The following is a 25,227-nucleotide window of genomic DNA, read 5'->3' as shown; positions in this document are numbered from 1 at the left end:
CACAATATGGGCAAGGTTCGCGATTATCAAAAACTGGCGCACTCGATTTTAGAAGCGGTCGGAGGAGAAGAGAATATCATCAGTGCTGTTCGATGCGCTACACGACTTCGTCTTGTCTTAAAACGTTCAGATCCAGTAGCCAAAGAAACGGTCAGTGCATTACCTGGCGTCATTACGGTCGTTGAGTCTGGCGGGCAATTTCAAATCGTCATTGGTCAACACGTTGGAGAAGTCCATCAAGAATTTGTGAAACTCGTCGATCTAGAGCAACCGGACACGGAAGAGGCACCGAAAGGGACGGTCCTTAACCGAATCATAGCGACGATGTCAGCCGTTTTTGCACCGTTCGTTTATATCTTAGCTGCAGCAGGGATTCTGCAGGGAACATTGATTTTAGCGACACTTGCTTTTCCGGCATTCGCGAAGACGGGCACTTATGAAGTCTTCAGCTTTATCTCGTGGGCGCCTTTTACATTCTTGCCAATTTTCATTGCCATCACGGCAGCGAACCATTTTAAAGTCAATGCATTCATTGCCGTTGCGTGTAGTGCGGCACTGGTCAGTCCAACGTGGGCAGACATCNNTAGATTACTGCAGGTGAATCCATCACGTTTCTAGGAATTGCTTTATCCGGAACAACTTATACATCATCGGTCTTACCTCCATTATTCCTCGTCTGGATTTTGTCCTACGTCGAACGATTCCTGAACAAGACGATCCACGAAGTCGTTCGTCCATTGTTCGTGCCATTCTTTAGTATGGTGTTGATGGTTCCATTCACGATTCTCTTGATCGGACCGATTACGACACTTGGTGCAGAAGGGATTGCAAATGGGTATAACTACTTAGCAGAGAATGCTCCTGCGGTCGCTGGTCTGATCATTGGTGGCTTCTGGCAAGTCATCGTCATCTTCGGTGTCCACTGGGGTGTCACGCCGATGGTGCTTGCGAACTTCGAACAATATGGTCGTGATTCATTCCAGGCGTATCAAACGATTGCCGTCATCGCTCAAATCGGTGCTGTCATCGGCGTCATCTTGAAAGCACGCAACAAAGAAACAAAAAAAGTCGGTGTCTCAGCAGGACTAACAGGTATCTTCGGCATTACAGAACCAGCCATCTATGGTGTGACCCTTCGTTTTAAGAAACCGTTCATCTACGGTTGTATCTCTGGTGCGATCGGCGCCGTCACGGCGAGTTTCTTTAAACCGTATTACTTTGCTTACGCCGGATTACCGGGACCATTGACGCTCGTCAATGGAATCGATTCCGACTACCCGTCGTCCATCATCGGTTTATTGATTGGAACAGCGATTGCCTTGATCCTGCCGATTGTCTTGATTCAAGTATTCGGTTTCGGTGAACAAGCATCACCTGTCGTCGCAACGGAAACGACAGCGACCCCTGTTGCTGAACAAGAAGTCAGTGCGACACTAACGAACGAAGAGACGCTGCGTGCACCGCTTGAAGGAACAATCGTTGCCTTATCGGATGTACCGGATCCTGTCTTTGCATCCGGTGCAATGGGTCAGGGAGTAGCGATTCGTCCAACTGGCAATGTGGTAACCGCACCATTTGATGGGACTATCGTCATGATTGCCCCGTCCGGTCACGCAATCGGGCTACGGTCAACGACTGGCGTCGAAGTTTTGATCCATGTCGGTCTCGAGACGGTGATGCTCGACGGTAAACCGTTCACGTTACACGTCAAAGAAGGTGAAGCTGTGACGACCGGTGACCGCTTGTTGACGTTTGATGCGACAGCAATTGAAGCGCATGGACTCGAGACGATTACGCCGATCATCATCACGAACACCCAAAGTTATGCGCAAATCTTACCGACGGACGAGACCGTCACGACGGCAAACACACAGATTTTAACGATCATCAAGTAAGAGAAATAGAAGGAGGACATGAAGATGAAGACATTACCAAACGATTTTCTATGGGGCGGTGCGCTAGCAGCGCATCAATTTGAGGGTGGCTGGAACGCTGGTGGCAAAGGACCGAGTGTCGTTGATGTATTGACGGCAGGAGCACACGGCGTCGCACGACGTATCACGGATCAGGTAGAGGAGAATGAATTCTATCCGAATCACGAGGCGATTGATTTTTATCACCGTTATAAAGAAGATATCGCGCTGTTCGCTGAAATGGGACTGAAGTGCCTTCGGACATCGATCGGTTGGAGCCGGATTTTCCCGAACGGAGACGAAGCTGAACCGAACGAAGAAGGACTGAAGTTTTATGATGACGTCTTTGACGAACTACTCAAATACGGTATCGAACCAATCATTACGTTGTCACATTTTGAGATGCCGCTTCACCTTGCGCGTGAATATGGCGGTTTCCGTAATCGGAAAGTAGCATTGTTCTTCGAGAAATTCGCAGAAGTCTGTTTCACGCGCTATAAAGACAAGGTCAAGTACTGGATGACGTTCAATGAGATCAATAACAAGATGGATGTCAGCAATCCACTGTTCCTCTGGACGAATTCAGGTGTCCTCCTCGATCCGGAAGAGAACGCGATGGAAGTCATGTATCAAACGGGACATCATGAATTGCTCGCAAGTGCGCTTGCCGTCGCAAAAGGGAAAGCGATCAACCCAGACTTCGAGATCGGGGCAATGGTTTCGCACGTGCCAATCTATCCGTACTCATCGCACCCGGAAGATATTCTACTTGCTGAGACATCGATGCGTCAGCGTTACTTCTTCCCGGATGTTCAAGTCCGTGGTTATTATCCGTCTTACGCATTGAATGAGTTCAAACGAGAAGGATATGACATTCCAATCTTAGACGGTGATGCGGAGATTCTTCGTAACGGAACGGTCGACTATCTCGGATTCAGTTACTACATGTCGACGACTGTCAAACATGATGCCGTCGTCAATAATACAGGTAACATCGTTAACGGTGGTCTCGCACAAGGTGTTGAGAATCCGTACATCCAGTCGAGTGACTGGGGCTGGGCGATTGATCCGGTTGGTCTTCGATACGCGATGAATCGTCTCTATGACCGCTACCAGATTCCGTTGTTCATCGTCGAGAACGGCTTTGGTGCGATTGATACAATCGAGGATGGTCAGATTCATGACACGGCGCGAATCGATTACTTGCGTGCGCATATCGAAGCGTTCAAAGCAGCCGTCCTCGAAGATGGTGTTGAGTTGATTGGGTATACGCCGTGGGGCGTCATCGACATCGTCTCCTTTACGACGGGGGAAATGAAAAAACGCTACGGTATGATTTACGTCGACCGAGATAACGAAGGCAACGGATCGATGGAACGGATGAAGAAGGATTCGTTTGACTGGTATCGTCACGTCATTGAGACGAATGGTACTGCGTTACACAGTTCAGAGACAGCAAAATGATGAAGCAAGGGGTAACGGAAAAATCCGTTGCCTCTTTTTTTAAGGATTGGAATGAAAAAGAGACGGGGTATGGCACACTAAAGAAAAACGGAGGATAAATAGATGATCAAAAAACGATATGCTGATCGGCGTGACTGGCGTCGCATCACACAACGACACTATGTTCAAGAACAGGTCGAGAATGAAGTGTTTCAAGGGCAAGTGACGCTTCTTCAACTTATTGAAGTCGCTTCACCATTAGACGTCCGTTATGGCGACGAAACGATTCAAATCGCTGACGCTGGTTACGTTTGGGTACAACAATTTCCAAGTGATGCACATTATGCCGTGACCTCGATGTTTGATGCTTCAGGTCAGTTGGTACAAACCTATATTGATATCTGCCTTCGTACTGGAATGGAAAACGGACGTGTCTACTGGGACGATCTGTTTCTCGATCTGATCGTTTTGCCATCGGGAGAAGTCTTATTAGTCGATGCGGACGAACTGGAAGCAGCGCAGGAGCAAGGGATTATCTCAGAAGCGGAATACACGCTTGCTTGGGTGGAAGCTAAACAATTGCAGAAACAACTACAAAATGGAACTTTTCTGCTCGTCACACACGCAGAAGTGATAAAAGAACGGCTAGAACAGCAATTTAAACAGGGAACACCGCGCTGACGGGATTCCCTGTTTTTTAGGCGTGTCGTTCTGCTTCAACTTCGTTCGTCGTAAAGTACCGTTGCTTGCTCGGGAGGAGAACCAATCCGAGAAAACAGATTGTCACCAACACGAGCAAACCAGCGAACAGGATCGTACTGAAGCGAAACGACCAAATATCGCCGAGTAGACCAATGCTGACGATCGCTAGAATCTGGAGCAGACTGACGCCGACACCGTAAAGACTCGTAAAGCGTCCCATCAAATGAAGCGGAATATTCGTCTGTTGGAACGTCAGAAAACCGGTTCCTGCAAATGCGTGGAAACATCCGAGCAACAAGAAACCAGTACAGACGATTGAAAACGAATTTGCACTTGCGTACAGCATATAACCGATAGCGACAAACGTATAGCCAATCGTCAGCATCATCCGAACGGAAAGGGTTTTAGCGTAGCGAGCGACGATCCAGCTACCGGCAACAGAACCAATCCCCGTCAGGCTCATGAGTAAGCCGTAGTCGGTTTCTGATAAGCCGATGCTTCGCTGTAAAAAGACGACTTCTTGCGTATCGAGTGCAAGCGTCGCAATCATCATTAGCATCGCGAGGACATACAATCCAGTCACATAATGCGCGTCTTTACTGAACTGATAGACAAGCCGCCAATCGGATATAATGTCTTGCAGCCGCATCCCTCGTTCGACCGAAGCGGTAAAACGCGGCAAGCGCATCAGCAGAACAGCTGATCCGAAAAACGAGACAGCGTTGAGCCAAATGGCAACGTCGGCAGAAGCAACATAGAGCAATCCTCCAGCGAGAGCAGGACCAATCAAAAAGGCACCTGACGTGATCAGACTACGATAGGCATTAAATGATGTCCGGTCGTCTTTCGGTACAAGCGTCGTGATATAGGTTAAGGTCGCTGGTTCGACGATAGATTTAATGACGGCTAAGGCAAGCAAGTTGATGTAGAGCATGGATAGTGGTAGAAATGGCAAAATGCCAATCAAGATTGCACGGAGTAAATCGGTCTGAATCAATAAGCGACGTAAGTCGGATCGGTCGACCCAACTACCTGCGAACGACTTGATGACGAGAGAGACGACTGGACTGATGATCCAAAGCGTAGCAACAGCGGACGCGGAGCTGGTTAAGCGATAAATATAAACGTTAATCGCAACAAGATAAATGAAGTCACCGAACTGTGAAATACCGAGCGCACTTAAGAGCGTCCGTTCACGAGAAGACATGACAGCATCCTTTCTTACATCATTTTCCAATAGTATACCAGAAAATTCAGATAACGTTTTCATATATCTCTATACTTTTTAAGAAAGAGTGGGTATACTTGGAAAAAATCAAAGGAAGAAGGGTTCGATCATGTTAACGACCATCGATTTATATCAAGCTTTGCCTGTACTTGAAACGGAACGACTCCGTTTGCGACCAGTTCGCACAGAAGATGCAGCAGATATCTATGCCTATACGAAAGACGAAGAGACGGCGCGATATGTCAGCTGGTATGCCCATGAGACGCTCGCGGATTCGGAGAAATTCGTTGAATACATCCTCCGACAATACGAACAAGGTAATCCTGCACCTTGGGCGATCGAAGACAAAGCAAGCGGTCGAGTTATTGGCACGATTGATTTCATCAAAGTGTCGTTTGAGCAACACCAAGCAGAACTCGGTTATGCGCTGTCGCGCGACAACTGGGGAAAGGGTTTGATGCCGGAAGCAGCAGCGCGTCTTGTGCAGTACGGTTTCGAGACGCTCGGTCTTGAACGTATTCAAGCACGCTGTTTTGTTGCGAATGACGGATCAGCTCGTGTCATGGAAAAGATCGGCATGACATTTGAAGGCGTCTCTCGGAGTGCTTTGTACGTTAAAGAGCGTTTCTGGGATTTAAAGATTTATGCGATTATAAAAGAAGATTATATCAAAAGGAAATAATAGTTATTTTATTTTTAAAAGGATAAGTATTTATAATAGTGTATAATTAATGCAACTAATATTTATAAGGAGTGGAACAAATGGAAAACTTCGCATTGGAAATTCGAAATATTTCACAAAGAATAAATCAAATGAAAGATTCAATCTCTACTGAAGAAGCTACCAAGACTGCTCTAATTATGCCTTTTTTTCAAATGCTTGGATATGATGTATTTAATCCTGCAGAGTTCACTCCAGAATATATTGCAGATGTTGGAATAAAAAAAGGAGAAAAAGTAGATTATGCAATCATGAATCAAGGAATACCGACAATCTTAATTGAGGCAAAGTCTATAAAAGAACGTCTAACAAAACATGATTCTCAATTATTTAGATATTTTGGTACTACAAACGCAAAATTTGCAATACTAACTAACGGAGATGTTTATAGGTTTTACACAGATTTAGAAACACCAAATGTTATGGATTCAGTCCCGTTTTTTGAAATCACACTATCCGCAATAAAGGATAGTGATATAAAAGAACTTCAAAAGTTTAAGAAACAGGAATTTAATGTTGATACAATTCTTTCTACTGCTGAAGAACTTAAATATTTAAATGCTATAAAAGATCAGTTAAAAACCATTTCAGAAACTCCAAGTGATGATTTCATTAAAATGTTGATACAAGATTCGTATCAAGGAATTAAAACTCAAGCAGTAATTGATAAATTTAGACCTATTGTTCAAAAGTCTTTCAACCAGTTTATAAATGAAAGTTTGAATGAAAAACTTAAAAATGTTATCTCAGGCGAACAAGAAACAACAATAGATTCAATGGAAAGAAATGTAGAAAATCAAGAAATAACTGAAATTCAAAATGACATTCCTATTCCTAAATCAATTGAAACTACTCAAGAAGAAATTGAAGGATACGCCACAGTAAAGGTTTTATTAGGATCTGCAATTGATAAAAATAGAATTTTTTATCGTGATAACGCCAGTTATTTTAATATTCTAATAGATGATAGTAATAGAAAATGGATTTGTCGTCTTCATTTAAATTCTGTAAATAATAAATACATTACTCTTAGAGATGAACCGAATATTCGAAATAAAATAGATCACGTTTACGAAATTGAAGATTTTAAGGATCGATTGATAAAAATCGTCGAAGATTTGATTAAACCAAAAATAAAAAGTGAATAAATATTAAAAAAATTCTCTGCATTCATTTTTTTGAATTCAGAGAATTTTTTTATTCAAAGCAAAATACTCGGAATAAGTTTAGAAACATGTTAAACTGGAAATAAGAAAAGTAAGGAAGTAAGGAATACAAGAAAAACACAGGAAGAAGGAAGTTCGTAATGGAGCTATCAAAGTTAACGTCAAAAGGACAGATCACCATTCCTAAAAAAATTAGGCAAGCCTTGCAAGTGGAGGAAGGAGATCGCGTGGCATTCATTGAGGAGGACGGATTTGTCATCATGGCGAAAGCGGATTTGAAACAGCTGCATGATCTTCAAGATATATTGAGTGATGAGACGTTCAAGGCACTCATCCACAAAGCGAATCACCATTTGTAAAATTTAAAAATAGGAGGAAATATAACATGGATATGCGAGAAGTAGATTTACCAGGAATCGGACGGAAGTTCGAAGGCATCACGACACGAGGAGATAAGGTGGTCGTCATCGTTCACGACGACGGACGTCGAGAGGTCCATCATTATGATGACGATGATTTTGATGAGAGCATCTCGAGTGTGACGTTTAATGACGCAGAAGCTCGTCAAATGGCAGGAATTCTCGGAGGACTGTCCTATAAGCCGAAAGATCTCGAGAAAATCGAATTAGCATTTGATGATCTTGTGATCGAATGGTTTAAAGTTGGTCAGGATTCAAAAGTCAACAATCAAACGATTGGGGAACTCGATATCCGCAACCAGTACGATATCTCGATTATTGCCGTGCTCAAGCATGACCGTTCAAAATCGCTGAATCCTGGACCAGAAACGCGTCTTGAAGTGGGAGATACGATCGTCTTATCAGGTGAGCGTCAAAACGTCCGTCACATCACGAAAGCATTATTCTCAATCGAAGGAGGCGGATAATATATGGATCATCTCATATTTGAAGTCGGTACCGCGCTTATCTTAGTGGCGATCGCGGCGTTGCTCGCGAACAAACTTAACTTCTCGATCATTCCGTTTTTAATTGTTTTAGGAATGATTGTTGGACCGCACGCTCCGACAATCGGGATACTAGACTTCAAGTTCATCGAAAGTGCTGAGTTCATCAGTTTTCTCGGACGAATCGGCGTCCTGTTCCTTTTATTCTATCTCGGACTCGAGTTCTCGATTGGTAAATTGATCCGGTCTGGGAAATCAATCGTTACGAGTGGAACGATTTATTTATCCATTAACTTTACGGGTGGTCTACTCTATGGATTCATCGCCGGGTTCCCACTTTACGAAGTGTTGATCATCGCTGGAATCATCACGATTTCCTCGAGTGCGATCGTCGCAAAAGTCTTAGTCGACTTACGTCGGACTGGTAATACGGAGACAGAATTGATCCTTGGAATCATTATGTTCGAGGATATTTTCCTAGCAGTTTACTTGTCTGTTTTATCTGGACTCTTGCTTGGTGACGGAACAACCTTAATGTCTTCTGTCACATCGATTTTGATTGCTCTTGGGTATATGTTGTTGTTCTTCATCATTGCTCGAAAAGCGACACCACTCTTGAACAAAATGCTAAAAATCGCTTCGGATGAAGTCTTCATCATCGTTGTCTTTGCTGCCCTGTTCTTCGTTGCTGGTTTTTCGGAAACGATTCATGTCGCAGAAGCAATTGGTGCCTTGTTACTCGGTCTCGTTTTCTCGGAAACCGATCAAGGAGAGCGGATCGAACATCTTGTCGTCCCGTTCCGTGACTTCTTCGGTGCCATCTTCTTCTTTAGTTTCGGATTGAGTATCGATCCAACGATGCTCTTAGATGCTGTCTGGCTCGCACTTGGTGCCGTCGTCATCACGATTGTCGGAAACTATGTCGCGGGAATGATTGCAGGACGTAAAGCAGGACTTTCGCATAAAGCTTCATCGAACATCGGCTTGACGATCGTCTCGCGCGGGGAGTTCTCGATCATCGTCGCGAATCTCGGAATCGCGTGTGGATTGATGGATATCTTGTCACCATTCTCTGCCTTATATGTCTTGATTCTCGCCATTCTTGGACCGTTGATGACGAAGGAATCGAAAANNATGGATATCTTGTCACCATTTTCGGCTCTGTACGTCTTGATTCTCGCGATTCTCGGACCACTGATGACAAAGGAATCGAAACGCATTTACAACGTCATGAATAAAATCTTCAAATGGACGGAACCGAAAGAGAAAAAGACAAAGAAAAATGCGTAATACGATGTAAACGAACAGCCAGTTCGGATTTCTCGAACTGGCTGTTGTTTTGTTTAAGTCAAGACATCATATGTCGCCATCAGGAATTGTCCCGATTGACGACTGTCCTTCAAGTGAAGATTCGTTTCAACGGTTCCTTCTGGAAATAACGGGATACCCGTTCCGAGAATGACAGGGGCCATCGCGAGTTCGATTGAACTGACGCACTGTAACCGTAGCGCTTCTTGAATCAATTCGCCGCCACCAACAAGCCAGACCTTGCCATCAATTGTCGGTGTGATCCGCTCAAGTAATTGATCGAGCGGTTCATCCGTATAGGTGACCGTCTCTGACGTTCGTTGCGTCCGGCTGTAAATATAACTTGGAATATCCGCGTATGGATACGTCTCGCTGAGTTGAAGGACTTCCTCATACGTTTTTCGACCCATGATGACGGCACCAATCTGTTCATAAAAAGTTTGATAGCCATTATCACCGTCTCCAGCAACAGCAAATAACCAGTCGAGGGAACCATCGTGTCTAGCAATTTTTCCATCAAGACTACAAGCGATATACAGTACGGTCGTAGATTGAGACATTAAAATTCCTCCTTAGGATTTGTGTGACTTCATCTTAGCGTATAATGACGACAAAAGATGTCGTCATTTGAGGAGGAACTTTATGAATACGAGACAATGGCGTTTGGTCCGTTTATTAAACCGGGGGGAACACTTTTCTGCACGTATGCTAGCGGAAGAATGTAAGGTATCGATCCGGACGATTCAACGAGACATGACGGTTCTTGAAGCAAATGGTTATCCGATTTATAGTGAACCGGGCGTAGCCGGGGGCTACCGGATGCTGCCGCACCGGAATATGCCGCCACTCGTTTTGACAAATGAAGAGACGATTGTCTTGTTCATGCTACTCGAATGGGTCGGTCAGATTCCAGATTTTCCGTTCGGGACGATCCGCCAGGAAGTCGCTGAACGCTATGCGAACGAGTTACCGAAGATGACGGAGCAACAGATTGTAAAATGGAAAGACCGCTTTCGATTTAAAGCGGTCGATACACCACCGTCACCGCGAAATCCTGCGTTACTCGACCTTTTAGAGAGCGGACGTATGGGGAATATTCTCTATGAGACGACAAAAGGTCAAAAGTCGATCGTAGTGGATCCGATCGGCTTATCGTTCGAACACAATCGCTGGTATTTTTATGGACGGACTGACCGTGGATTTCGGCAGTTCCGTGTCGACCGAGTTCTAGGTGTATCGCTTCATGAGTTGCCTGCAACTGATTTGACCTTTTCTGATTTAGAAAAGAACATGACACATGTACCGATGACGACGGTGAAACTAGAATTAACTTCTTTAGGTGAACGAATGCTCGAAGGCATTTTACCTCTTCGTCGTGACCGAACATGGCAAATTCCGATTCGCGAGCTCACTTTTTTAGGACGACAATTGATGCGGCTCGGTCCGGAAGTTCGAGTCATAGAACCGCAGGATCTCCGCGAACAATTGATTCGTCAAGCAGAAAAAATGATCGCTGTGCAACAGTCCGATAAGCCGTTCGGACAGAATTGATCAAAAAACTATGTTACGATATAGCTAGAAAGAAACAATAGAGGAAGGGGTCTTCCATGGAAACACTATCACTGATTTTATTGATGCTTGCGCTCATCTTACTGACGCAAGTCGTCGGACATTACATCCGTTTCATCCCAACGGCTTTGATCCAAATCATTGCCGGAACCGTCGCCGCTCTCCTGATGAGTGGCTTGACGATTGAGGTCGAATCCGAATGGTTCCTCCTGTTATTTATTGCTCCGTTACTTTATAACGATAGCTCTCACTTTCCGCGCGAAGATTTGTGGCGGATGCGCACAGCGATCTTCGGTAATGCAATCATCCTCGTCTTATTGACGACGATCGTCGGAGGATACTTCATCAATTGGTTGATTCCGGTCATTCCAGTCGCTGCTGCGTTTGCCTTAGCCGCAATCTTATCGCCAACGGATCCAATTGCCGTCAACGGAATTGCAAAACGTGTCCAGATTCCAGAACAAATCTTGACACTCGTTCGCGGAGAATCGCTGATCAATGATGCATCGGGATTAGTCGCGTTCAGTTATGCTGTTGCCGCTGTTGTCACGGGTTACTTCTCGATTCAGAGTGCGACAACAGAGTTCTTTTACATGTTCTTCGTTGGAGCCTTGATCGGATTGTTGATTTCGCTCACGATGAACTTTCTCAAGGTACGCTTGCGTCGAGCGGGTATTGAAGATGTCGTCTTCTACGCTTTACTGCAAATCCTGACACCATTTATCATCTTCTTCGTTGCTGAAGAAGGATTTCATGCATCAGGCGTCATCGCCGTCGTCACAGGTGGTATCTTGCATGCCTTGATCAAAGAACGAACAGAAACGTTCTTTGCGCAAGAGCAGACGTTGACGGATAACATCTGGACGATGATTGCGTATACGTTAAACGGGATTATCTTCTTATTGCTCGGTTTGACGTTGCCAGAAGCGACACGCGAGATTTTTGCGGATGACGCGATCAACAACTGGCGTCTCATGCTATATGTCATCGAAATCGGTTCATTCATTCTCGCGATCCGTCTCGTCTGGACGATGTTCTTCAATTGGTTCGATCATCGGTTCTTTAAAAAAGAGGACCGCGATCATCGTCGACCGTCCTTCAAACAAGATTTAATTACGACACTGGTCGGGGTTCGCGGAACGATCACGATGGTCGGGGTCTTGTCATTACCGTTCTTGACGGAGTCCGGCGAAGCCTTCCCGGAACGCTCATTGATTATCTTCCTTGCAGCGGGTGTCATCATCTATACGCTCGTTCTCGCGACGATTCTCTTACCGGTATTGAACCGTGGTGAGGCGGCAACGCCGATCGCACTCGACCTGAATGCCCAAAAACAACGGATGATTCGCCGGGCGATCTCAGAGATCAAACAAGTGACGGACGAAGACAATGCGGTCGTTGCGTTTGATTTACTCAATGAGTATCATGTGATGCTCCGGTTGTTGCGCGCGCAGGAAAAAAGTCAAGAAGAGCTCGATCAATTCAATGATCAGTTGAAGGCACTTCGTCTTGAAGCCGTCCAGTGGGAAAAGGAAGAATCAAAACGTTTCGTCGCTGAGAACAAGGTGCCGGATCTGCTGAAAAAGGATGTTTTCCGCTCGATTGAAAATCGTCGCAAGGCGATCGGTAAGGATTCGCGTTTCCAGATCGTCCAGCCGATTCGTAAATTGTGGTGGAAACGGAAACGATCGAACATGTCGTCGGATGCGTTAATTCAAATGACGCAAGTCGAGCATGATCTGTATGAAAAGGTCATGGGCACAGTCATCGAACGTCTCGAGAATTGCCGCACGTCTTATCCACCAGACATCGTTCAAAGTGTGCTTGAGTTCTATAAACGACTTCGTTTTAAACATACGCGTTGGTCATCACCAATCGGTGGCAAGGACGTCGATCAGCAGAAGGAAGAGCTCTGCTTGAAAGCCATCGAAGTCCAGCGTCTTGAAATCGCCAATATGTCAAAAGAAGGGGATCTCTCGAACGAAGAGGAGAAGGAGTTACGCCGCTTCATTCACTATATCGAGAGTGTCGTTCTCTACGAATACGTTGAATAATATTTAAAAAAGACAAGAAGAGCAAACTTTTAATGCTCTTCTTGTCTTTTTTTATATCACGACTTGAGTGCCAACTTCTGAAAAAATAAAACGAGTAACTGTATGCGCATAAGGATGGATTTGTTCTATAAAAAATTCTGCCTCTTGAAACGTTTGGAAATGTAATTTTAGCATGAAGCAAGAATCACCAGATATTCGATAACAAAAGTCAACGTTAGTAAGTTGCTGAATATGATTTTTAAATGAATCGTACCGTCCTTCTTTAATGGTTGCTTCTACTAAACATTCAATAGGAGAACCTAGCTTTTCGTAATCGATTTTTAAACTGTATTCTTTAATGAGTCCAAAAGATTCCATTTGTCGGACACGCTCTGTTACGGAAGGAGCTGATAAATTAATTCGTTTAGCTAATGAACGCATCGACAGTCGACTATCTTGAGCCAGTTCATTTAATATTTGTCGATCAATCATATCGATTTTCAAATGTAAATCCTCCTTCAAAATAAGTTATTGGATATAAAGTGTTAGTTCGATATTTGTTTCAAATGAAATGTGATAATTTTTAATAATTATATAAAATTATTGTAGAAGGAGTGAATAAAATGACAAAAATACCTTTATCCCAAATAGGAGAAACACCATTTCAAAAATTACTAGGTCATAATCCTAAAATCTTATCCAGTTGGACAAGGCTAGAAAAAGATTTGATTGAAGAGGGAGCCTTAAGTTCGGATGTGAAAGAACAAGTTAGAAGAACATTAGCGCAATCAAATGGATGTGCATATTGCAAGGCAAAAGGAAAGCCAAAGAAAAAAATGATGGATGAAAAAATGATTTTAGCAACTGGATTTGCAGATCTTTTTTTAAAGGTGAAAGGAAATATTCCTGATTCAATATTTTTACTCATGAATGAAACATTTACTATTCCAGAAATCAGTGAATTATGTGCATTCATTACATTTTGTACAGCATCTCAATACTACGGAGCAATCATGAATTTACAGCCAATTGATAGTCCCTGATTTTACTTTTTTTACACACTTTTATATTTTTTCTTTAGTGCATTCTGAACAGTCCATCTTTGATGTTCATGAAATAGATGATCGATTGCATCAGCCGGATCGATCCATTGTAAGACATGATCATCCTCGATTGGACTTTGTACTTCCTCTCCAGCATCACAACGATAGAACTGCCCTTCGTTCAAATAATATGTCGTTTCATTTTGTGAATAGAAATATTGATTGGCTCGTCCGATGAAATCACCGATATTGACGTCCATTCCCGTTTCTTCAAGTACCTCTCTTTTTAAACATTCTTCTGGCGTCTCATTGGCCTCAATACCGCCACCCGGAAGAAACAACTTGCCGTCCTTTTTTTGAATGACGGCGATTTTACCTGTTTGAGGGTCGCGCATGACCGCATAAACAGCAGGTCTCGTGATGTAGTGTTGGTTCTGTTGTCTCTGCCCGAATGTGATGACATCCATTGTTTAATCACTCCTTTTCGTATAATCATTTGAATTCAATCATACCTTACAAAATAGTATGTAAGCATCAGCCGTACAAAAACCCCTCATTTCGATTTAGAAATGAGGGGTTACCTATGAATAAAGATGGTTCGTTTCAAACGAAATGTCTAATGGATTAACCGAGCGACAAGTATTTGACTTCGAGATAATCTTCGATGCCGTAGACGCCACCTTCACGGCCAAGACCACTCTCTTTATAGCCACCAAATGGGGCTTGTGCAGCTGATGGCGCACCATCGTTCAGACCGACGATCCCGTATTCGAGTCGTTTTCCGAGCATCAATGCTTCATCGATGCGTTCAGAGAACGCGTAAGCCGCAAGTCCGTATGGTGTGTTGTTCGCCCGTTCGATGACTTCATCAAGTGTCTCAAAGACAGAGATCGGTGCGAGCGGACCAAACGTCTCTTCCTGCATGCAAAGCATATCTTCCGTGACATTGGCAAGCACAGTCGGTGTGACGAAGTAGCCGACCGATTCGTCAATCGTACCACCAGTCAGGATCGTTGCTCCTTTTGCGACAGCGTCATCGATGTGTGCTTTGACTTTTGCAACGGCTTTCGCATTGATCAATGGACCAACTGTCGAGTCAGCGTCCATGCCGTTCCCGACTTGTAGTTGTTTGACGGCTGCTGTGAATTTTTCCGTGAATGCATCAAGGACAGATGCTTGCACATAGAAACGGTTCGTCGCGACACACGCTTGACCACCGTTGCGGAATTTTGAACGCATTGCCCCTTCGACAGCTTTATCGAGATCCGCATTTTCCGTGACGATGAAGGGTGCGTGACCACCGAGTTCAAGTGATAGTTTTTTCATCGTATCGGCTGCTTGACGCATGATCAATTTCCCGACGGCTGTTGAACCTGTGAACGTGATCTTCCGGACACGGGAATCGGCTTGCCAGACACCACTGATTGTTGCCGCGTCACCTGNNCAGGACATTGATGACACCTTTAGGGATACCTGCTTCTTCTGCTAGTTCAACGAGGCGAAGTGCCGTAAACGGTGTCTCTTCCGATGGTTTAAGGACAATCGTACAACCCGCTGCAAGAGCCGGTGCGAGTTTACGTGTGATCATCGCTGCCGGGAAGTTCCACGGTGTGATTGCTGCAACGACACCAACCGGTTCTTTTTCGACGAACAGTCGCTTTCCTGGAACGGAAGCCGGAATCGTTTCACCGTAAATCCGACGTGCTTCTTCAGCGTACCAACGAACATATTGATTGCCGTAATCGACTTCACCGAGCGCTTCGACATACGGTTTCCCTTGTTCCGTCGTCATGATTCGGGCGAGTTCCTCGCGGTGTTCATTGATCAAGCGATACCAGGCGTCGACTAAATTCGCACGTATGTCTGCGGTTTCGTTTGACCACTTCACGAATGCTTCGCTCGCTGCATCAACGGAACGTTGTGCGTCTTCCGCTGAACTGGCCGGAACATGTCCGAGTAACGCTTTCGTTGCTGGGTCATAGACCGGAATCGTTTCTGACTTATCGTACCATTCCCCATTAATTAAGTTCTTTTCAATCATCTTGTTGCACCTCCGTGAATTTCGTTACGTTTTTTATTAAACACCTCAAGACGAGTGAACGGAAGTTCCGCTTTGGATGGACAGTCATAACGAAACGGAATGACTCAAAAAATAGTTAATCGACTGAACAATCGGGAACAGTTAAAATAATAGAGAATGAAAATGTCAAAATTAATGAAGGGGTCGAAAGACATGAAACGGAACTGGATCATTAGCGGTGTGGTGCTAAGTTTACTACTAAGTGGATGTGGGGGAAGCGAAGTCGCCGAGAAAAAGTCTGAAAAACCACGAGAAACTGAACAAAAAAGGCAAGCTACTCAGCAAGCATACATAGAAAAGACGATACAGCGTGCCGAGCGTTACGCTGCCCAGTACGATTATGAGCGAGCAATCAAGGTATTAAAACCTGTACGCACAAAAGAGACGATACAAAGAACGAAAGAATACGAACAGAAAAAGCAGGCGCTCCTGCCTGTGACGAAACCTGTACCACATCTCTTTTTCCATTCATTGATTGCCGATCCAAAACGAGCATTTGACGGCGACCGGAAGGAAGCAGGATACGATGATTATATGGTGACGCAACAGGAGTTCGAACGAATCTTGGATGCGTTATACAAAAACGATTACGTACTCGTTCGACCGACGGATTTAGCAAAAGAGATGAACGGCAAGATCGTCGAGACACCCGTCCGTTTACCAAAAGGAAAACAACCGCTCGTTCTTTCTCAGGACGACGTCAATTATTATGAATACATGGAAGGGGATGGATTTGCGAAGAATTTGAAAGTGAAGGATGGTAAAATCGTCAACGAGATGGTCGGAAAGCCGGATGGTGCTTATGATCTCGTACCGATCGTCGATGCGTTCGTCCAGTCGCATCCTGACTTTTCCTATAAAGGAGCAAAAGGGTTGCTCGGCATCACAGGTTACAACGGGGTGCTCGGTTATCGTTCCTCCTACAATCAATACGGACACAATGAAAAGGTTGAAACGGCACGAAATCAAGCGAAGCAGGCCGCGGTCGCATTAAAACAGGACGGCTGGCAGTTCGCGAGTCATACGTACGGACATATTTGGGTCGGGAAAGAATCAGTCACGACGATTCGCGCTGATCTTAAACGCTACAAACAGGACGTAGCACCGCTGATCGGAAAAACGCTGCAATTGATTTATCCGTACGGCAGTGATGTCGGAGATTGGCACGATTATTCTGGTGAGAAATATCGTTTGCTCATCGATAGCGGTTTCCGCTATTTCTTTAATGTGGATGCGAGTCAACATGCGTGGAAACAAGTTGGACCCGACTATTTCCGTCAAGCCCGAATCAACGTTGACGGGATTCGTCTACGTCAAGCCGTTGCTGGAAAGACGAGTGTCCTCGATCCATTCTTTAATGCGAAAAAGGTCTTTGATCCAGCGCGACCGGAACGGAAGTGAGTGATTGAAAACTAGTTAATCCATCGAGTAAAGCAATTAAAACGGTAGTGGCTGCGTCCCGTCTTGATCTGTAAATTGATACGTCTTCGCGAGATCGGCAACGAAGATGGCTTGTCCAGAATAACGGCTAACGGCGTCATNNCTGCAACGGCTCGTCCGATATAGGTCGTCGATTCAGTCGCGGCACTCGCGAATCCAGCATCGACGACCCGTTCCGTTCGCATGAAACCGGGGCAGAGCGCGATGACAGAAATGGTCGTCTGAGCTAACTCTTGCGCCATGACGTGTGTCATTCGATTAATCGTTTGCATCGCCAAATCATAATAGAGGTTTCCTGCCACCTGATCTGGAGCGAATGACGTCAGATTGATGACGAGCACGGCTGGACTCTGTTGCAGTAATGGCATCGCGGCCCGAATCGTCCACAAATACGCTTGTGGTCCGGCAGACATCATCGCGTCCCAATGTTCTGGTGGTCGCTCTCAAAACCGTCGTCCGGTTCCAGACGGCAAGTGGCTTTCCGAACCACCGAATACACAATTGATGAGGAGATCGATTCAACCATGTTGATGTTGGATCTGCTGAATGAGACGATCGATATCATCAAGACTTGTATGGTCACAAACGACCGGGATGCCAAGTCCGTCGCGTGCCGTGACACTAGCAGCCGTCTCTTCGATCGTCTCGCTACGATTGTCCGTCGTCTGTTCATTCGTACTTCGTCCCGTGACGTAAACAATCATTCCGGCGTCACCTAAAGCATAAGCGATGCCACGTCCGGCGCCACGGGAGGCACCAGCTACGAGTGCAATACGTTTTGGCATGATGAAACTCCTTTCAGATATGAGAAGACGGATGGGCAGATGCGCATCCGTCTTCTTCTGTTTTAAAAACCTTTAATCGTCATCCCGCCATCAACATAAAGTGTTTGTCCCGTCACGTAACGGGCAGCGGCAGATGATAAGAAGACAACTGGACCAACGAGCTCTTCTAATTCACCCACCCGACCGAGTGGTGTCACGTCAACGATCTCCTGCAGATATGTAGGATCTTTTAGTAAGGGTTCCGTCAGCGGTGTTTTAAAATACCACGGTCCGATCGCGTTGACACGAATGTTTTGTGGTCCCCATTCAAGGGCTAATACCTTCGTCATCTGAATCATCGCCGCCTTCGTCGTCGCATACACGACACCGGTCCGTAAAGCGACGTGCCCCGCGACGGAGGCGATATTGAGAATACTTCCACCTGTCTCTTGCATCCGTTTCCCGATTTCTTGAGCAAAGAAGAAAGCGGATTTCAGATTCGTCTGTTGGATCGTTTCCCACTCGTCTTCCGTTACATCGAGTGCCTTCGAGCGAATGTTCATCCCGGCGTTGTTGACGAGCCCATCGATCTGCGGCACTTGTTCATAAGCTCGAGCCACCGTCTCGACGACTTGTTTCCGGTCAGTGATGTCACACAGGAAAACGTAAGCTTTTTGACCGAGTCGTTCGATTTCTTGCGCTGTCTCCTTTAAGTCGCGTTCCGTCCGGGCGACGAGAATGATGTCGGCACCAGCTTCTGCCATCCCGATAGCAAGTGCCCGTCCAATGCCTCGCCCAGCTCCGGTGATGAGAAATATTTGATTCGTTAACGAAAAACTAGGAAGATACATGATGTCACGTCCTTTGAATGAGAGTTATCACTTACTCTAATGAAAAATAGACTGAAAAGAAAGAAAAATCAATGCATTCCGAAATGATAATGGTAAAATATTGAAAAGGAGGGATGAGATGAAGCGTGGTTTAGTTATGACATTATGTATAGCACTCGTGAGTCTTTTAGCTATTCAATTGGTCGGAACGAAAGTCTACCGTTATTTCTTTTATGATCCAGCAACTTCTCAAGCCCAAATTATAGTTAATGGAGGAGGAGAAGAAGGTAAACCGACCAAACAAAAGATAGATGTACGAAGCGAGGGATTTGCGGATAAGGATGCATTAGGAGTGGCTACCTTTTATGGCGTCGTCGGTCTTGTCATACTACTGATTGTCCTCTTCAGTGTACGCTACTTCTTGAAGCGTTTACGAAAACGGCGCAAACAGGAGAGTGTAATCGACGATTTAATGGAGCCGCCGCCAGTGTTTTCCCCAAATCGTTCGATACGACAAACACTTGTTGGTGAAGAATCAGAGTCAGAGATTCGCCGTCTGTTACAAACGTTCGATCGAAAACTGACACGACAAAAACGCCGCCGCTCCGAAGAGACGGTCGGCGAATGGTTACAGCGGATTGATGTCACGCTCGATCCATCGATCTATCATCTCGTCCGGTACGGTGAGACACCGGACTCGGCGATTTCACAAGATCAGGTCGATGATCTAAGACATGAACTACAAGTGCACCTTCAGCGCGACTGACCGAGTAAATCAAGCAGGATCGCATGATGGGAGGCGTCTCGTGAGACGAGTGACAATTTGCGGACAACATCAAACCCATCGACCGGTAACGTCTTGATTTCAGGGGATAGTCCGTCTTGAAAAATCTCCGGTAACAGGGCGATGCCGAGCCCGGCGCGAATGAAACCGAGGACGCTTGATCCGAATTCCATCTCGTTTTCTGCCTGATAGACGGCACCTCGTTCGATGAACGCGTCCTTTAGGATGTTCGTCGAATCGCAATCAATCGGGAGCGATAAAAAAGAGGCATTTCGAATTTGATCAAACGCAACTGACGTGCAGCCCGCGAATCGTTCATCGTCTTGATGCACGTAAAGCAAAAAATTCTCCGTATACAAATGCGTCGTATGATACGGATGGACATGGTGACGATCGTCGAGTAAGACAGCATCGTATCGGCGTTCTTCAAGCCCTTGCATCAAATCGATCGTCGTATGCGCCGTCTTCAACTTGAGATCCGGGGCCGTCGCGTGACGTGAGACATGACGCGGTAAATACGTCATCGCGACGCTCGGCCATGATCCGAGCGTCAGCGTCGTCCGTTCATCGATCATACCNNAGATACCAATCCGCTGTTTCATTTGATCAATCCGGTCAAGGAGTTCACGGCTCTCTTCAAAGACGATTTCGCCTGCAGGCGTCAACGTGACACCATGTGCTGATCGATGCAACAGCGAGACTTCGAGCGCACTCTCAAGACTCTTGATTTGTTTACTTAATGCCGGTTGCGTCATATGCAGTACTTCGCTTGCTTTCGTCAGGCTTCCGGTTTCTGCAGTGACGAGAAATGCTTCCATCCATTCGGTCTTCATTGGTTCACGCTCTTTTCATACAGGTTGTCTAGAACGTACGTTATTTGAACGCGTCTGACAATCATTTTGCACTTTTTATATTCTTGGTTTGGAATATTCTGAATTGGGAATATATAAAATAAAGAGGTGAACGGATATGAACGAGCAGATGTCCGCACGATTTTCAGCACTCGGCGACCCAATACGATTACAACTCATCGAAGCATTACGAAAAGGTCCTCGCTCCGTCAATGAGTTAGCCGATCAACTACACTTACGCCAACCGCAAACCTCGAAGCACTTAAAGCTGTTGCTTGACGCAGAACTAATCACTGTCGAGCGGCAGGCGAATCGTCGCTTGTATAGCCTTCGTCCAGAAGCTTTTCGAGAACTTGTCACGTGGAGTAACACAATGGCTCAGATGGAAGCACGCATGTATCGTCTAGATGAACATTTGCAGCGGATGCAATCATCCGCGAAGGGAGACGAGACGAATGAAAAAGGAACTGAAGACATCGATTGATGGTAAGGTGCTACGAATGGAATGGGTTTGTGAGGCACCGCGAGAAATCGTCTTTGCCGCATTCACGGAAAAAGAGCAACTCGAAGCCTGGTGGGGACCAGAAGGCTGGGAGACGACAATCAAGACGTTCGAATTTCAACCGGACGGCGTTTGGCATTATTGCATGCGGTGTGTCGATTCGACACAAGGTGATTTTTATGGCATGGAGTCGTGGGGGAAAGCAATTTTTAGACATATCGATGCCCCGAACACCTATAGTCATGCCGATTACTTCTCCGACGCGTCAGGAGCTATCTCTGAAAATTTACCAGGTAGTGAAAATGTCACGACATTCATTGACCATGGAGAAACGACCTTGATTGTCTTTGAATCGACCTACGAAACGGAAGCAGCTGTGCAAGAAGTGCTGGGGATGGGAATGAAGGAAGGTTTCACGTCGCAACTGTATCGCCTAGACCACCTATTGACGAAACAGTAAGAAGGAGTCGATGTTTTGGTGCGGAAGATCGGTTTGGCTTTATGTATCCTATTCTTAGTAGGTTGCGGAAAATACACGATGGAAGAGGCAAAGGAGAACGGCGACATCATCGTCCAGAAAGGTGTTGAGAACAGCGACCGATTCGAGTCTTTTTTGAATAAGTCGAAGCAAGGAAAATCAGATCAGATTCGCATCACAGCCTACACGACCGAGGGAGATCCGATTGTGTATGACGTCGAGTATGACGGCAAGACGTATCAGTATTCGTCTGATGCATCACGTGATCAGTTCGGTTCAACAGACGACGATCGAAAGAATGAAGTCTGTCAGCAACTCGATAAAACGATCGTGAAGCAAGAGGCAATCTATGCGTTAAGTAAATGCGCTGAAGGAACGGATCATGAATTGCTACGATTACCAAAACAATAATCAAAAAGGATCGTGTCCCGTCGAAATGATCAGCGGGCACGATCCTTTTCATTCGCTATCAAGACGACGCAAAGCTTCACGCCAACTTGAAAAACGTTCAATCAATAAAGTCAGTGAAGGTGCTTGGTGTACACGTGCCCACTTAGCATACTGCTGACTCGTCAATAGCGGTCCATGAGTTTCTGCAGCTTGTTTAAGTGCTTCTAGGCAGTCTTGGTCAGTGAAGAAACCGTTCGAGGTGAGGTCGAAGTGTGCTAAGGCTTTTTTCCACGTACCGAACCGACGAATGATCGTATTCGCACTTAACATCTCTGGATGTAAATCCCGTAATTCCGTGTAGGAGCGAATCGTCATGTTCGTTCCTTTTTGTGTGACATAAAAGGCGACGCTTTCTTCGATTGACCACCGTTTCGTTCGTTTGACCGCAGCCGGGCGATTCAACGTCATCCGGTCTTTGGTCGATAAGTGAGAAGCCTTGACGATGCCAGCTTTCTCTAAAAGGTGTGCCCACGAGCCGAATCGTGCATTGATTTCTTCAAGTGATGGGTAAGGAAGTTGAGCCGCTAACTTTTGATAATGGGTAGCTTTCATAGGTGAATGGTGCATTTGATGAAGACCTTGAATCAAGCGGATGATCTTCTCATCCGTTGCTAAGGTAGAAGTGGAAGTCGGATGTTGACGCATGCAAGATATCTCCCTTTTGAATGGTTGTTTCAATTAAAGGCTAGTGTAGCATGAGCGATTTCGAGAACATACTAACAATATCGTAAGGTAAGAAAAATAGCCCGTTTTGGGACAAGTTTTATGAAGATCGGAAGAAACCGGTCCCGTTTTTTTAAGAATATTCCTGATGAGAACTTAGTTCGCTACGTCGAACAGGGTTGGATCTCGCCAGATGACGTTCTAGATCTCGGAACAGGACCGGGGCGAAATGCGATCTATCTCGCAACACACGATTTCTCGGTGACAGGACTGGATCTTTCAGCAACCGCGTTAGAATGGGCAACGGAACAAGCACAACAGACTAGAGCGCATGTTGCGTTTCGAAAGCAAGATTTTCTAGAGATGACAGAACAGAATACATATGATTTCATTTACGATTCAGGCTGTTTTCACCATATGGCGCCACATCGCCGTTTGATCTACGTGACGCGACTGAAAGAGATGCTACGACCAGGAGGATATTTTGGGCTGACCTGTTTTATTGCGGGCGGACCGCTTGGCGGATCGACGTTGACGGACTGGGGAGTCTATCAGGAAAATAGTCTCCAAGGTGGACTTGGCTATACGAAAGAGCGATTACTCTCCATATTCGATGCATTCGACATCATCGAACTAACGGAAATGAAACCCGTCGACAATCCAGAGGCATTATTTGATCATGCTGGACTGTGGACCGGTTTGTTTCGATTAAAGAATTGACTCGTCCGACATCCGAGTTGAGAACCAATCAATAAAATAACGGACATCTTCCAGCGAGACGATTTGTTGCGTATCGTAAGCGGCGAACAGTGACAAAAAGCGCGGTTCGTCAGGAAAATAATGAAACAGGATCGGTCGGAGTGTCTCTAGGTCATGCACGAAGCTTTGATCTTTCTCTAAGATGAGGTGATAGGCGCTCCGAACAATCCGTTTCACGATTGAATCCGAATCAAGCAGAGCGACCTGACCTGTTTCTAGGAGAAATAAATCAGTTTTCAACTGTTCGCATAATCCACCGTTTAACGCGAAACCAAGAGCGCGTGTCGGACGAAGGGACGGAAATCGACTTTGGAGATTTTCGCCTGCCAAAAATAAGTTGACGGACTTCAACCAGACGCCCCAGCGAAGTGCTTCGTCATCCCGTATGACGTCGCCAAGCAGACCGATGTCATAATCGATTTTGGTGACAAATGGATAGTTCGTCAGCCAATGTTCTGTCCGTTCATCTAACTGCATGTGTTCTTCTTCCGTCAACGGTTCTGTCAAAATCAGTGTAAAATCGAGATCGGATTCAAAGGGACGAGCCGTTCCTTTTGCAACGCTGCCATACAAGTACACGCCATGAAACGCGGATAAGGTTTGTACATAGGCGACGACGTCGCGAATCACGGTACGATAACGGACAGGAATTGCTTCAGCGGAAGTTGGATTGTGGATGTAGCCATTTTTCGTGCCAAATGTCGTTGGATACTGTATCTGTCTTCCTCCTCATCCTTCAGGAATTGATTGATAGCGATACCAGGTCTTGTTTCGCTGCACATATAAAAACATCGTATCATCTTTTTCTTGATAGATGACCGTACCGCTCTTAAGTCGATTCGCCATGCCGTCCTTGAGTGTCGTTTCGGATCGCATTTTTTTGATACGTGGACCAGGTGTTAAGGAGAGATCCGAGACAGTTACTAATTGATCGAGTCGATAAACACGGTCATTTAAGCGGATCACATCTTGATTTTGTTCGATGGCTTCAGCCGCGATGAGGTCTGTCGTTGTAATCGTCGTCTCTTCCTGGCATCCACTGAGACAAAGAACAATTAACATTGTAGTAGCTAAAACTTTTTTCATGAAACACACCTCTTTTTCTAGTTATATATCGTAATTTCGATATATTCGGGTTATGCGATATAAGGGGGAGCATCATGATTTCATCTGATTTTGAAAAAAATTTACAACCGACTACAGTCACGGTTCAAAGAAAACCTATCTCACCAGAGTGTACGTATTCTCCAACAAATTCAATTTGCGACGAATCCGACGATCAAGGAGATTGCCGAGGCATTTCGCCTCTCACATAATACGACGTCCGAGCACGTCAAAAAGTTGGAGAAATTAGGTTATATCGAAAAAAACGGAATCCGGAAGATCAACGTCAAGTAACGATCGATTTAACAAACGATGGAGATACCATCGTTCGGCGTCACACAGAACATGATCCTGAACGGTTGAATCGAGTGCTTGCTAAGATGTCAAAAACAGACCAACAGACGAGTGAACAGGCGTTTCGATTATTGCGGGAGGCTGCAGATGATTGCTTTTCTCGTTAAGGTATTGTCAAGCGCAGTGGTCATCGGTCTC

The 25,227-nt window shown here is 45.4% G+C and carries 26 protein-coding genes and 3 pseudogenes; 18 read left to right on the top strand and 11 right to left on the bottom strand.

Translation table 11 applies throughout. The features are described from left to right. The first annotated feature begins 6 nt into the window (after positions 1 to 6). From B2751_RS07470 to B2751_RS07460, 3 genes and pseudogenes are all read left to right on the top strand, one after another. Positions 7 to 1,895 (top strand): annotated as a pseudogene (locus tag B2751_RS07470) (beta-glucoside-specific PTS transporter subunit IIABC). A 24-nt stretch (positions 1,896 to 1,919) separates the two neighbouring features. After that, positions 1,920 to 3,377 carry a 6-phospho-beta-glucosidase BglA gene (gene bglA / locus B2751_RS07465; RefSeq protein WP_290773975.1) on the top strand — a complete coding sequence of 486 codons (1,458 nt, stop codon included), beginning with the start codon at positions 1,920 to 1,922 and terminating at the stop codon, positions 3,375 to 3,377. Positions 3,378 to 3,479: 102 nt separating this feature from the next. After that, complete coding sequence (locus B2751_RS07460; protein WP_290773972.1) at positions 3,480 to 4,037, top strand: DUF402 domain-containing protein; 558 nt, start codon at positions 3,480 to 3,482, stop codon at positions 4,035 to 4,037. A gap of 16 nt (positions 4,038 to 4,053) precedes the next feature. Here the strand turns inward: B2751_RS07460 and B2751_RS07455 are convergent, their stop codons facing one another. Then, entirely contained in the window at positions 4,054 to 5,265 is a 1,212-nt protein-coding gene (locus B2751_RS07455) for an MFS transporter (RefSeq protein ID WP_290773969.1), read from the bottom strand. Positions 5,266 to 5,395: 130 nt separating this feature from the next. On the opposite strand from B2751_RS07455, the gene B2751_RS07450 reads away from it, so the two are divergent. The 5 genes from B2751_RS07450 to B2751_RS07430 all read left to right on the top strand — a co-directional run bounded on the left by B2751_RS07450 (position 5,396) and on the right by B2751_RS07430 (position 9,367). Further along, entirely contained in the window at positions 5,396 to 5,968 is a 573-nt protein-coding gene (locus B2751_RS07450; protein ID WP_290773965.1) for a GNAT family N-acetyltransferase, read from the top strand. A gap of 80 nt (positions 5,969 to 6,048) precedes the next feature. Then, positions 6,049 to 7,155, top strand: coding sequence for a type I restriction endonuclease (locus B2751_RS07445; protein ID WP_290773962.1), 1,107 nt, complete (start codon positions 6,049 to 6,051; stop codon positions 7,153 to 7,155). Between the two features lie 158 nt (positions 7,156 to 7,313). After that, complete coding sequence (locus B2751_RS07440) at positions 7,314 to 7,532, top strand: AbrB/MazE/SpoVT family DNA-binding domain-containing protein (RefSeq protein ID WP_035407592.1); 219 nt, start codon at positions 7,314 to 7,316, stop codon at positions 7,530 to 7,532. A 26-nt stretch (positions 7,533 to 7,558) separates the two neighbouring features. After that, positions 7,559 to 8,059, top strand: a complete 501-nt coding sequence (locus tag B2751_RS07435; RefSeq protein ID WP_035407594.1) for a cation:proton antiporter regulatory subunit — start codon at positions 7,559 to 7,561, stop codon at positions 8,057 to 8,059. Between the two features lie 3 nt (positions 8,060 to 8,062). After that, positions 8,063 to 9,367 (top strand): cation:proton antiporter, encoded by a 1,305-nt coding sequence (locus B2751_RS07430; protein ID WP_290773957.1) that lies wholly within the window; start codon positions 8,063 to 8,065, stop codon positions 9,365 to 9,367. A gap of 53 nt (positions 9,368 to 9,420) precedes the next feature. On the opposite strand, the gene B2751_RS07425 is transcribed toward B2751_RS07430, so the two are convergent. After that, positions 9,421 to 9,945 (bottom strand): dihydrofolate reductase family protein, encoded by a 525-nt coding sequence (locus tag B2751_RS07425; protein WP_035407598.1) that lies wholly within the window; start codon positions 9,943 to 9,945, stop codon positions 9,421 to 9,423. Between the two features lie 82 nt (positions 9,946 to 10,027). On the opposite strand from B2751_RS07425, the gene B2751_RS07420 reads away from it, so the two are divergent. Both B2751_RS07420 and B2751_RS07415 read left to right on the top strand, forming a co-directional pair. Then, a complete protein-coding gene (locus tag B2751_RS07420; RefSeq protein ID WP_290773952.1) occupies positions 10,028 to 10,936 on the top strand; it encodes a helix-turn-helix transcriptional regulator in 909 nt (302 codons plus the stop codon). A 56-nt stretch (positions 10,937 to 10,992) separates the two neighbouring features. Then, positions 10,993 to 13,008, top strand: a complete 2,016-nt coding sequence (locus B2751_RS07415; protein ID WP_290773949.1) for a Na+/H+ antiporter — start codon at positions 10,993 to 10,995, stop codon at positions 13,006 to 13,008. Between the two features lie 51 nt (positions 13,009 to 13,059). Here the strand turns inward: B2751_RS07415 and B2751_RS07410 are convergent, their stop codons facing one another. Further along, positions 13,060 to 13,491, bottom strand: coding sequence for an Lrp/AsnC family transcriptional regulator (locus B2751_RS07410; protein WP_035407606.1), 432 nt, complete (start codon positions 13,489 to 13,491; stop codon positions 13,060 to 13,062). A 119-nt stretch (positions 13,492 to 13,610) separates the two neighbouring features. Here B2751_RS07410 and B2751_RS07405 point away from each other — a divergent pair, with 119 nt between their 5' ends. Next, the gene (locus B2751_RS07405) at positions 13,611 to 14,030 is read left to right on the top strand and encodes a carboxymuconolactone decarboxylase family protein (RefSeq protein ID WP_035407609.1); all 420 of its coding nucleotides are present in this window, start codon (positions 13,611 to 13,613) and stop codon (positions 14,028 to 14,030) included. Positions 14,031 to 14,041: 11 nt separating this feature from the next. Here the strand turns inward: B2751_RS07405 and B2751_RS07400 are convergent, their stop codons facing one another. After that, positions 14,042 to 14,497 (bottom strand): NUDIX hydrolase, encoded by a 456-nt coding sequence (locus tag B2751_RS07400; RefSeq protein ID WP_290773946.1) that lies wholly within the window; start codon positions 14,495 to 14,497, stop codon positions 14,042 to 14,044. A gap of 157 nt (positions 14,498 to 14,654) precedes the next feature. After that, positions 14,655 to 16,071 (bottom strand): annotated as a pseudogene (locus B2751_RS07395) (NAD-dependent succinate-semialdehyde dehydrogenase). A gap of 192 nt (positions 16,072 to 16,263) precedes the next feature. Here B2751_RS07395 and B2751_RS07390 point away from each other — a divergent pair. Continuing rightward, positions 16,264 to 17,511, top strand: a complete 1,248-nt coding sequence (locus B2751_RS07390; protein ID WP_290773943.1) for a polysaccharide deacetylase family protein — start codon at positions 16,264 to 16,266, stop codon at positions 17,509 to 17,511. 11 nt (positions 17,512 to 17,522) lie between these two features. Here the strand turns inward: B2751_RS07390 and B2751_RS07385 are convergent. Both B2751_RS07385 and B2751_RS07380 read right to left on the bottom strand, forming a co-directional pair. Continuing rightward, a pseudogene (locus tag B2751_RS07385) lies at positions 17,523 to 18,335 on the bottom strand (SDR family NAD(P)-dependent oxidoreductase). Between the two features lie 62 nt (positions 18,336 to 18,397). Next, on the bottom strand, positions 18,398 to 19,165 hold the full coding sequence (locus B2751_RS07380) for an SDR family NAD(P)-dependent oxidoreductase (RefSeq protein ID WP_290773940.1): 768 nt from the start codon (positions 19,163 to 19,165) through the stop codon (positions 18,398 to 18,400). 118 nt (positions 19,166 to 19,283) lie between these two features. Here B2751_RS07380 and B2751_RS07375 point away from each other — a divergent pair, with 118 nt between their 5' ends. Then, positions 19,284 to 19,910 (top strand): hypothetical protein, encoded by a 627-nt coding sequence (locus tag B2751_RS07375; protein WP_290773937.1) that lies wholly within the window; start codon positions 19,284 to 19,286, stop codon positions 19,908 to 19,910. Here B2751_RS07375 and B2751_RS07370 read toward each other — a convergent pair. Continuing rightward, on the bottom strand, positions 19,898 to 20,746 hold the full coding sequence (locus B2751_RS07370; RefSeq protein ID WP_422653597.1) for a LysR family transcriptional regulator: 849 nt from the start codon (positions 20,744 to 20,746) through the stop codon (positions 19,898 to 19,900). The two genes, B2751_RS07375 and B2751_RS07370, sit on opposite strands and share 13 nt — an antisense overlap. A gap of 151 nt (positions 20,747 to 20,897) precedes the next feature. Here B2751_RS07370 and B2751_RS07365 point away from each other — a divergent pair, with 151 nt between their 5' ends. The 3 genes from B2751_RS07365 to B2751_RS07355 are packed head-to-tail and all read left to right on the top strand — an operon-like array spanning position 20,898 to position 22,170. Beyond that, positions 20,898 to 21,263, top strand: a complete 366-nt coding sequence (locus tag B2751_RS07365; protein ID WP_056061757.1) for an ArsR/SmtB family transcription factor — start codon at positions 20,898 to 20,900, stop codon at positions 21,261 to 21,263. Beyond that, the gene (locus B2751_RS07360; protein ID WP_290773929.1) at positions 21,235 to 21,741 is read left to right on the top strand and encodes an SRPBCC family protein; all 507 of its coding nucleotides are present in this window, start codon (positions 21,235 to 21,237) and stop codon (positions 21,739 to 21,741) included. The genes B2751_RS07365 and B2751_RS07360 overlap by 29 nt, the downstream gene beginning before the upstream one ends. 18 nt (positions 21,742 to 21,759) lie before the next feature. After that, positions 21,760 to 22,170: a DUF4362 domain-containing protein gene (locus B2751_RS07355; protein ID WP_290773927.1), complete on the top strand. Its 411-nt coding sequence runs from the start codon at positions 21,760 to 21,762 to the stop codon at positions 22,168 to 22,170. 48 nt (positions 22,171 to 22,218) lie between these two features. Here the strand turns inward: B2751_RS07355 and B2751_RS07350 are convergent, their stop codons facing one another. Next, a complete protein-coding gene (locus tag B2751_RS07350; protein ID WP_290773924.1) occupies positions 22,219 to 22,854 on the bottom strand; it encodes a homing endonuclease associated repeat-containing protein in 636 nt (211 codons plus the stop codon). A gap of 120 nt (positions 22,855 to 22,974) precedes the next feature. Between B2751_RS07350 and B2751_RS07345 the strand changes: the two genes are divergently transcribed. Beyond that, positions 22,975 to 23,592: an SAM-dependent methyltransferase gene (locus B2751_RS07345; protein WP_290773921.1), complete on the top strand. Its 618-nt coding sequence runs from the start codon at positions 22,975 to 22,977 to the stop codon at positions 23,590 to 23,592. Here B2751_RS07345 and B2751_RS07340 read toward each other — a convergent pair. Together B2751_RS07340 and B2751_RS07335 are read right to left on the bottom strand one after the other, a co-directional pair. Beyond that, positions 23,581 to 24,261, bottom strand: a complete 681-nt coding sequence (locus B2751_RS07340) for a nucleotidyltransferase domain-containing protein (protein ID WP_290773918.1) — start codon at positions 24,259 to 24,261, stop codon at positions 23,581 to 23,583. The two genes, B2751_RS07345 and B2751_RS07340, sit on opposite strands and share 12 nt — an antisense overlap. Positions 24,262 to 24,360: 99 nt before the next feature. Then, positions 24,361 to 24,717, bottom strand: a complete 357-nt coding sequence (locus tag B2751_RS07335) for a hypothetical protein (RefSeq protein ID WP_290750790.1) — start codon at positions 24,715 to 24,717, stop codon at positions 24,361 to 24,363. A 90-nt stretch (positions 24,718 to 24,807) separates the two neighbouring features. Between B2751_RS07335 and B2751_RS15270 the strand changes: the two genes are divergently transcribed. After that, complete coding sequence (locus B2751_RS15270; RefSeq protein ID WP_396210758.1) at positions 24,808 to 25,029, top strand: MarR family transcriptional regulator; 222 nt, start codon at positions 24,808 to 24,810, stop codon at positions 25,027 to 25,029. Positions 25,030 to 25,227: the final 198 nt, after the last annotated feature.

Source organism: Exiguobacterium sp. UBA6282, from assembly GCF_002440475.1.
In the GTDB taxonomy this organism is placed as follows: domain Bacteria; phylum Bacillota; class Bacilli; order Exiguobacteriales; family Exiguobacteriaceae; genus Exiguobacterium_A.
This window is presented reverse-complemented; position numbering and strand designations above follow the sequence as displayed.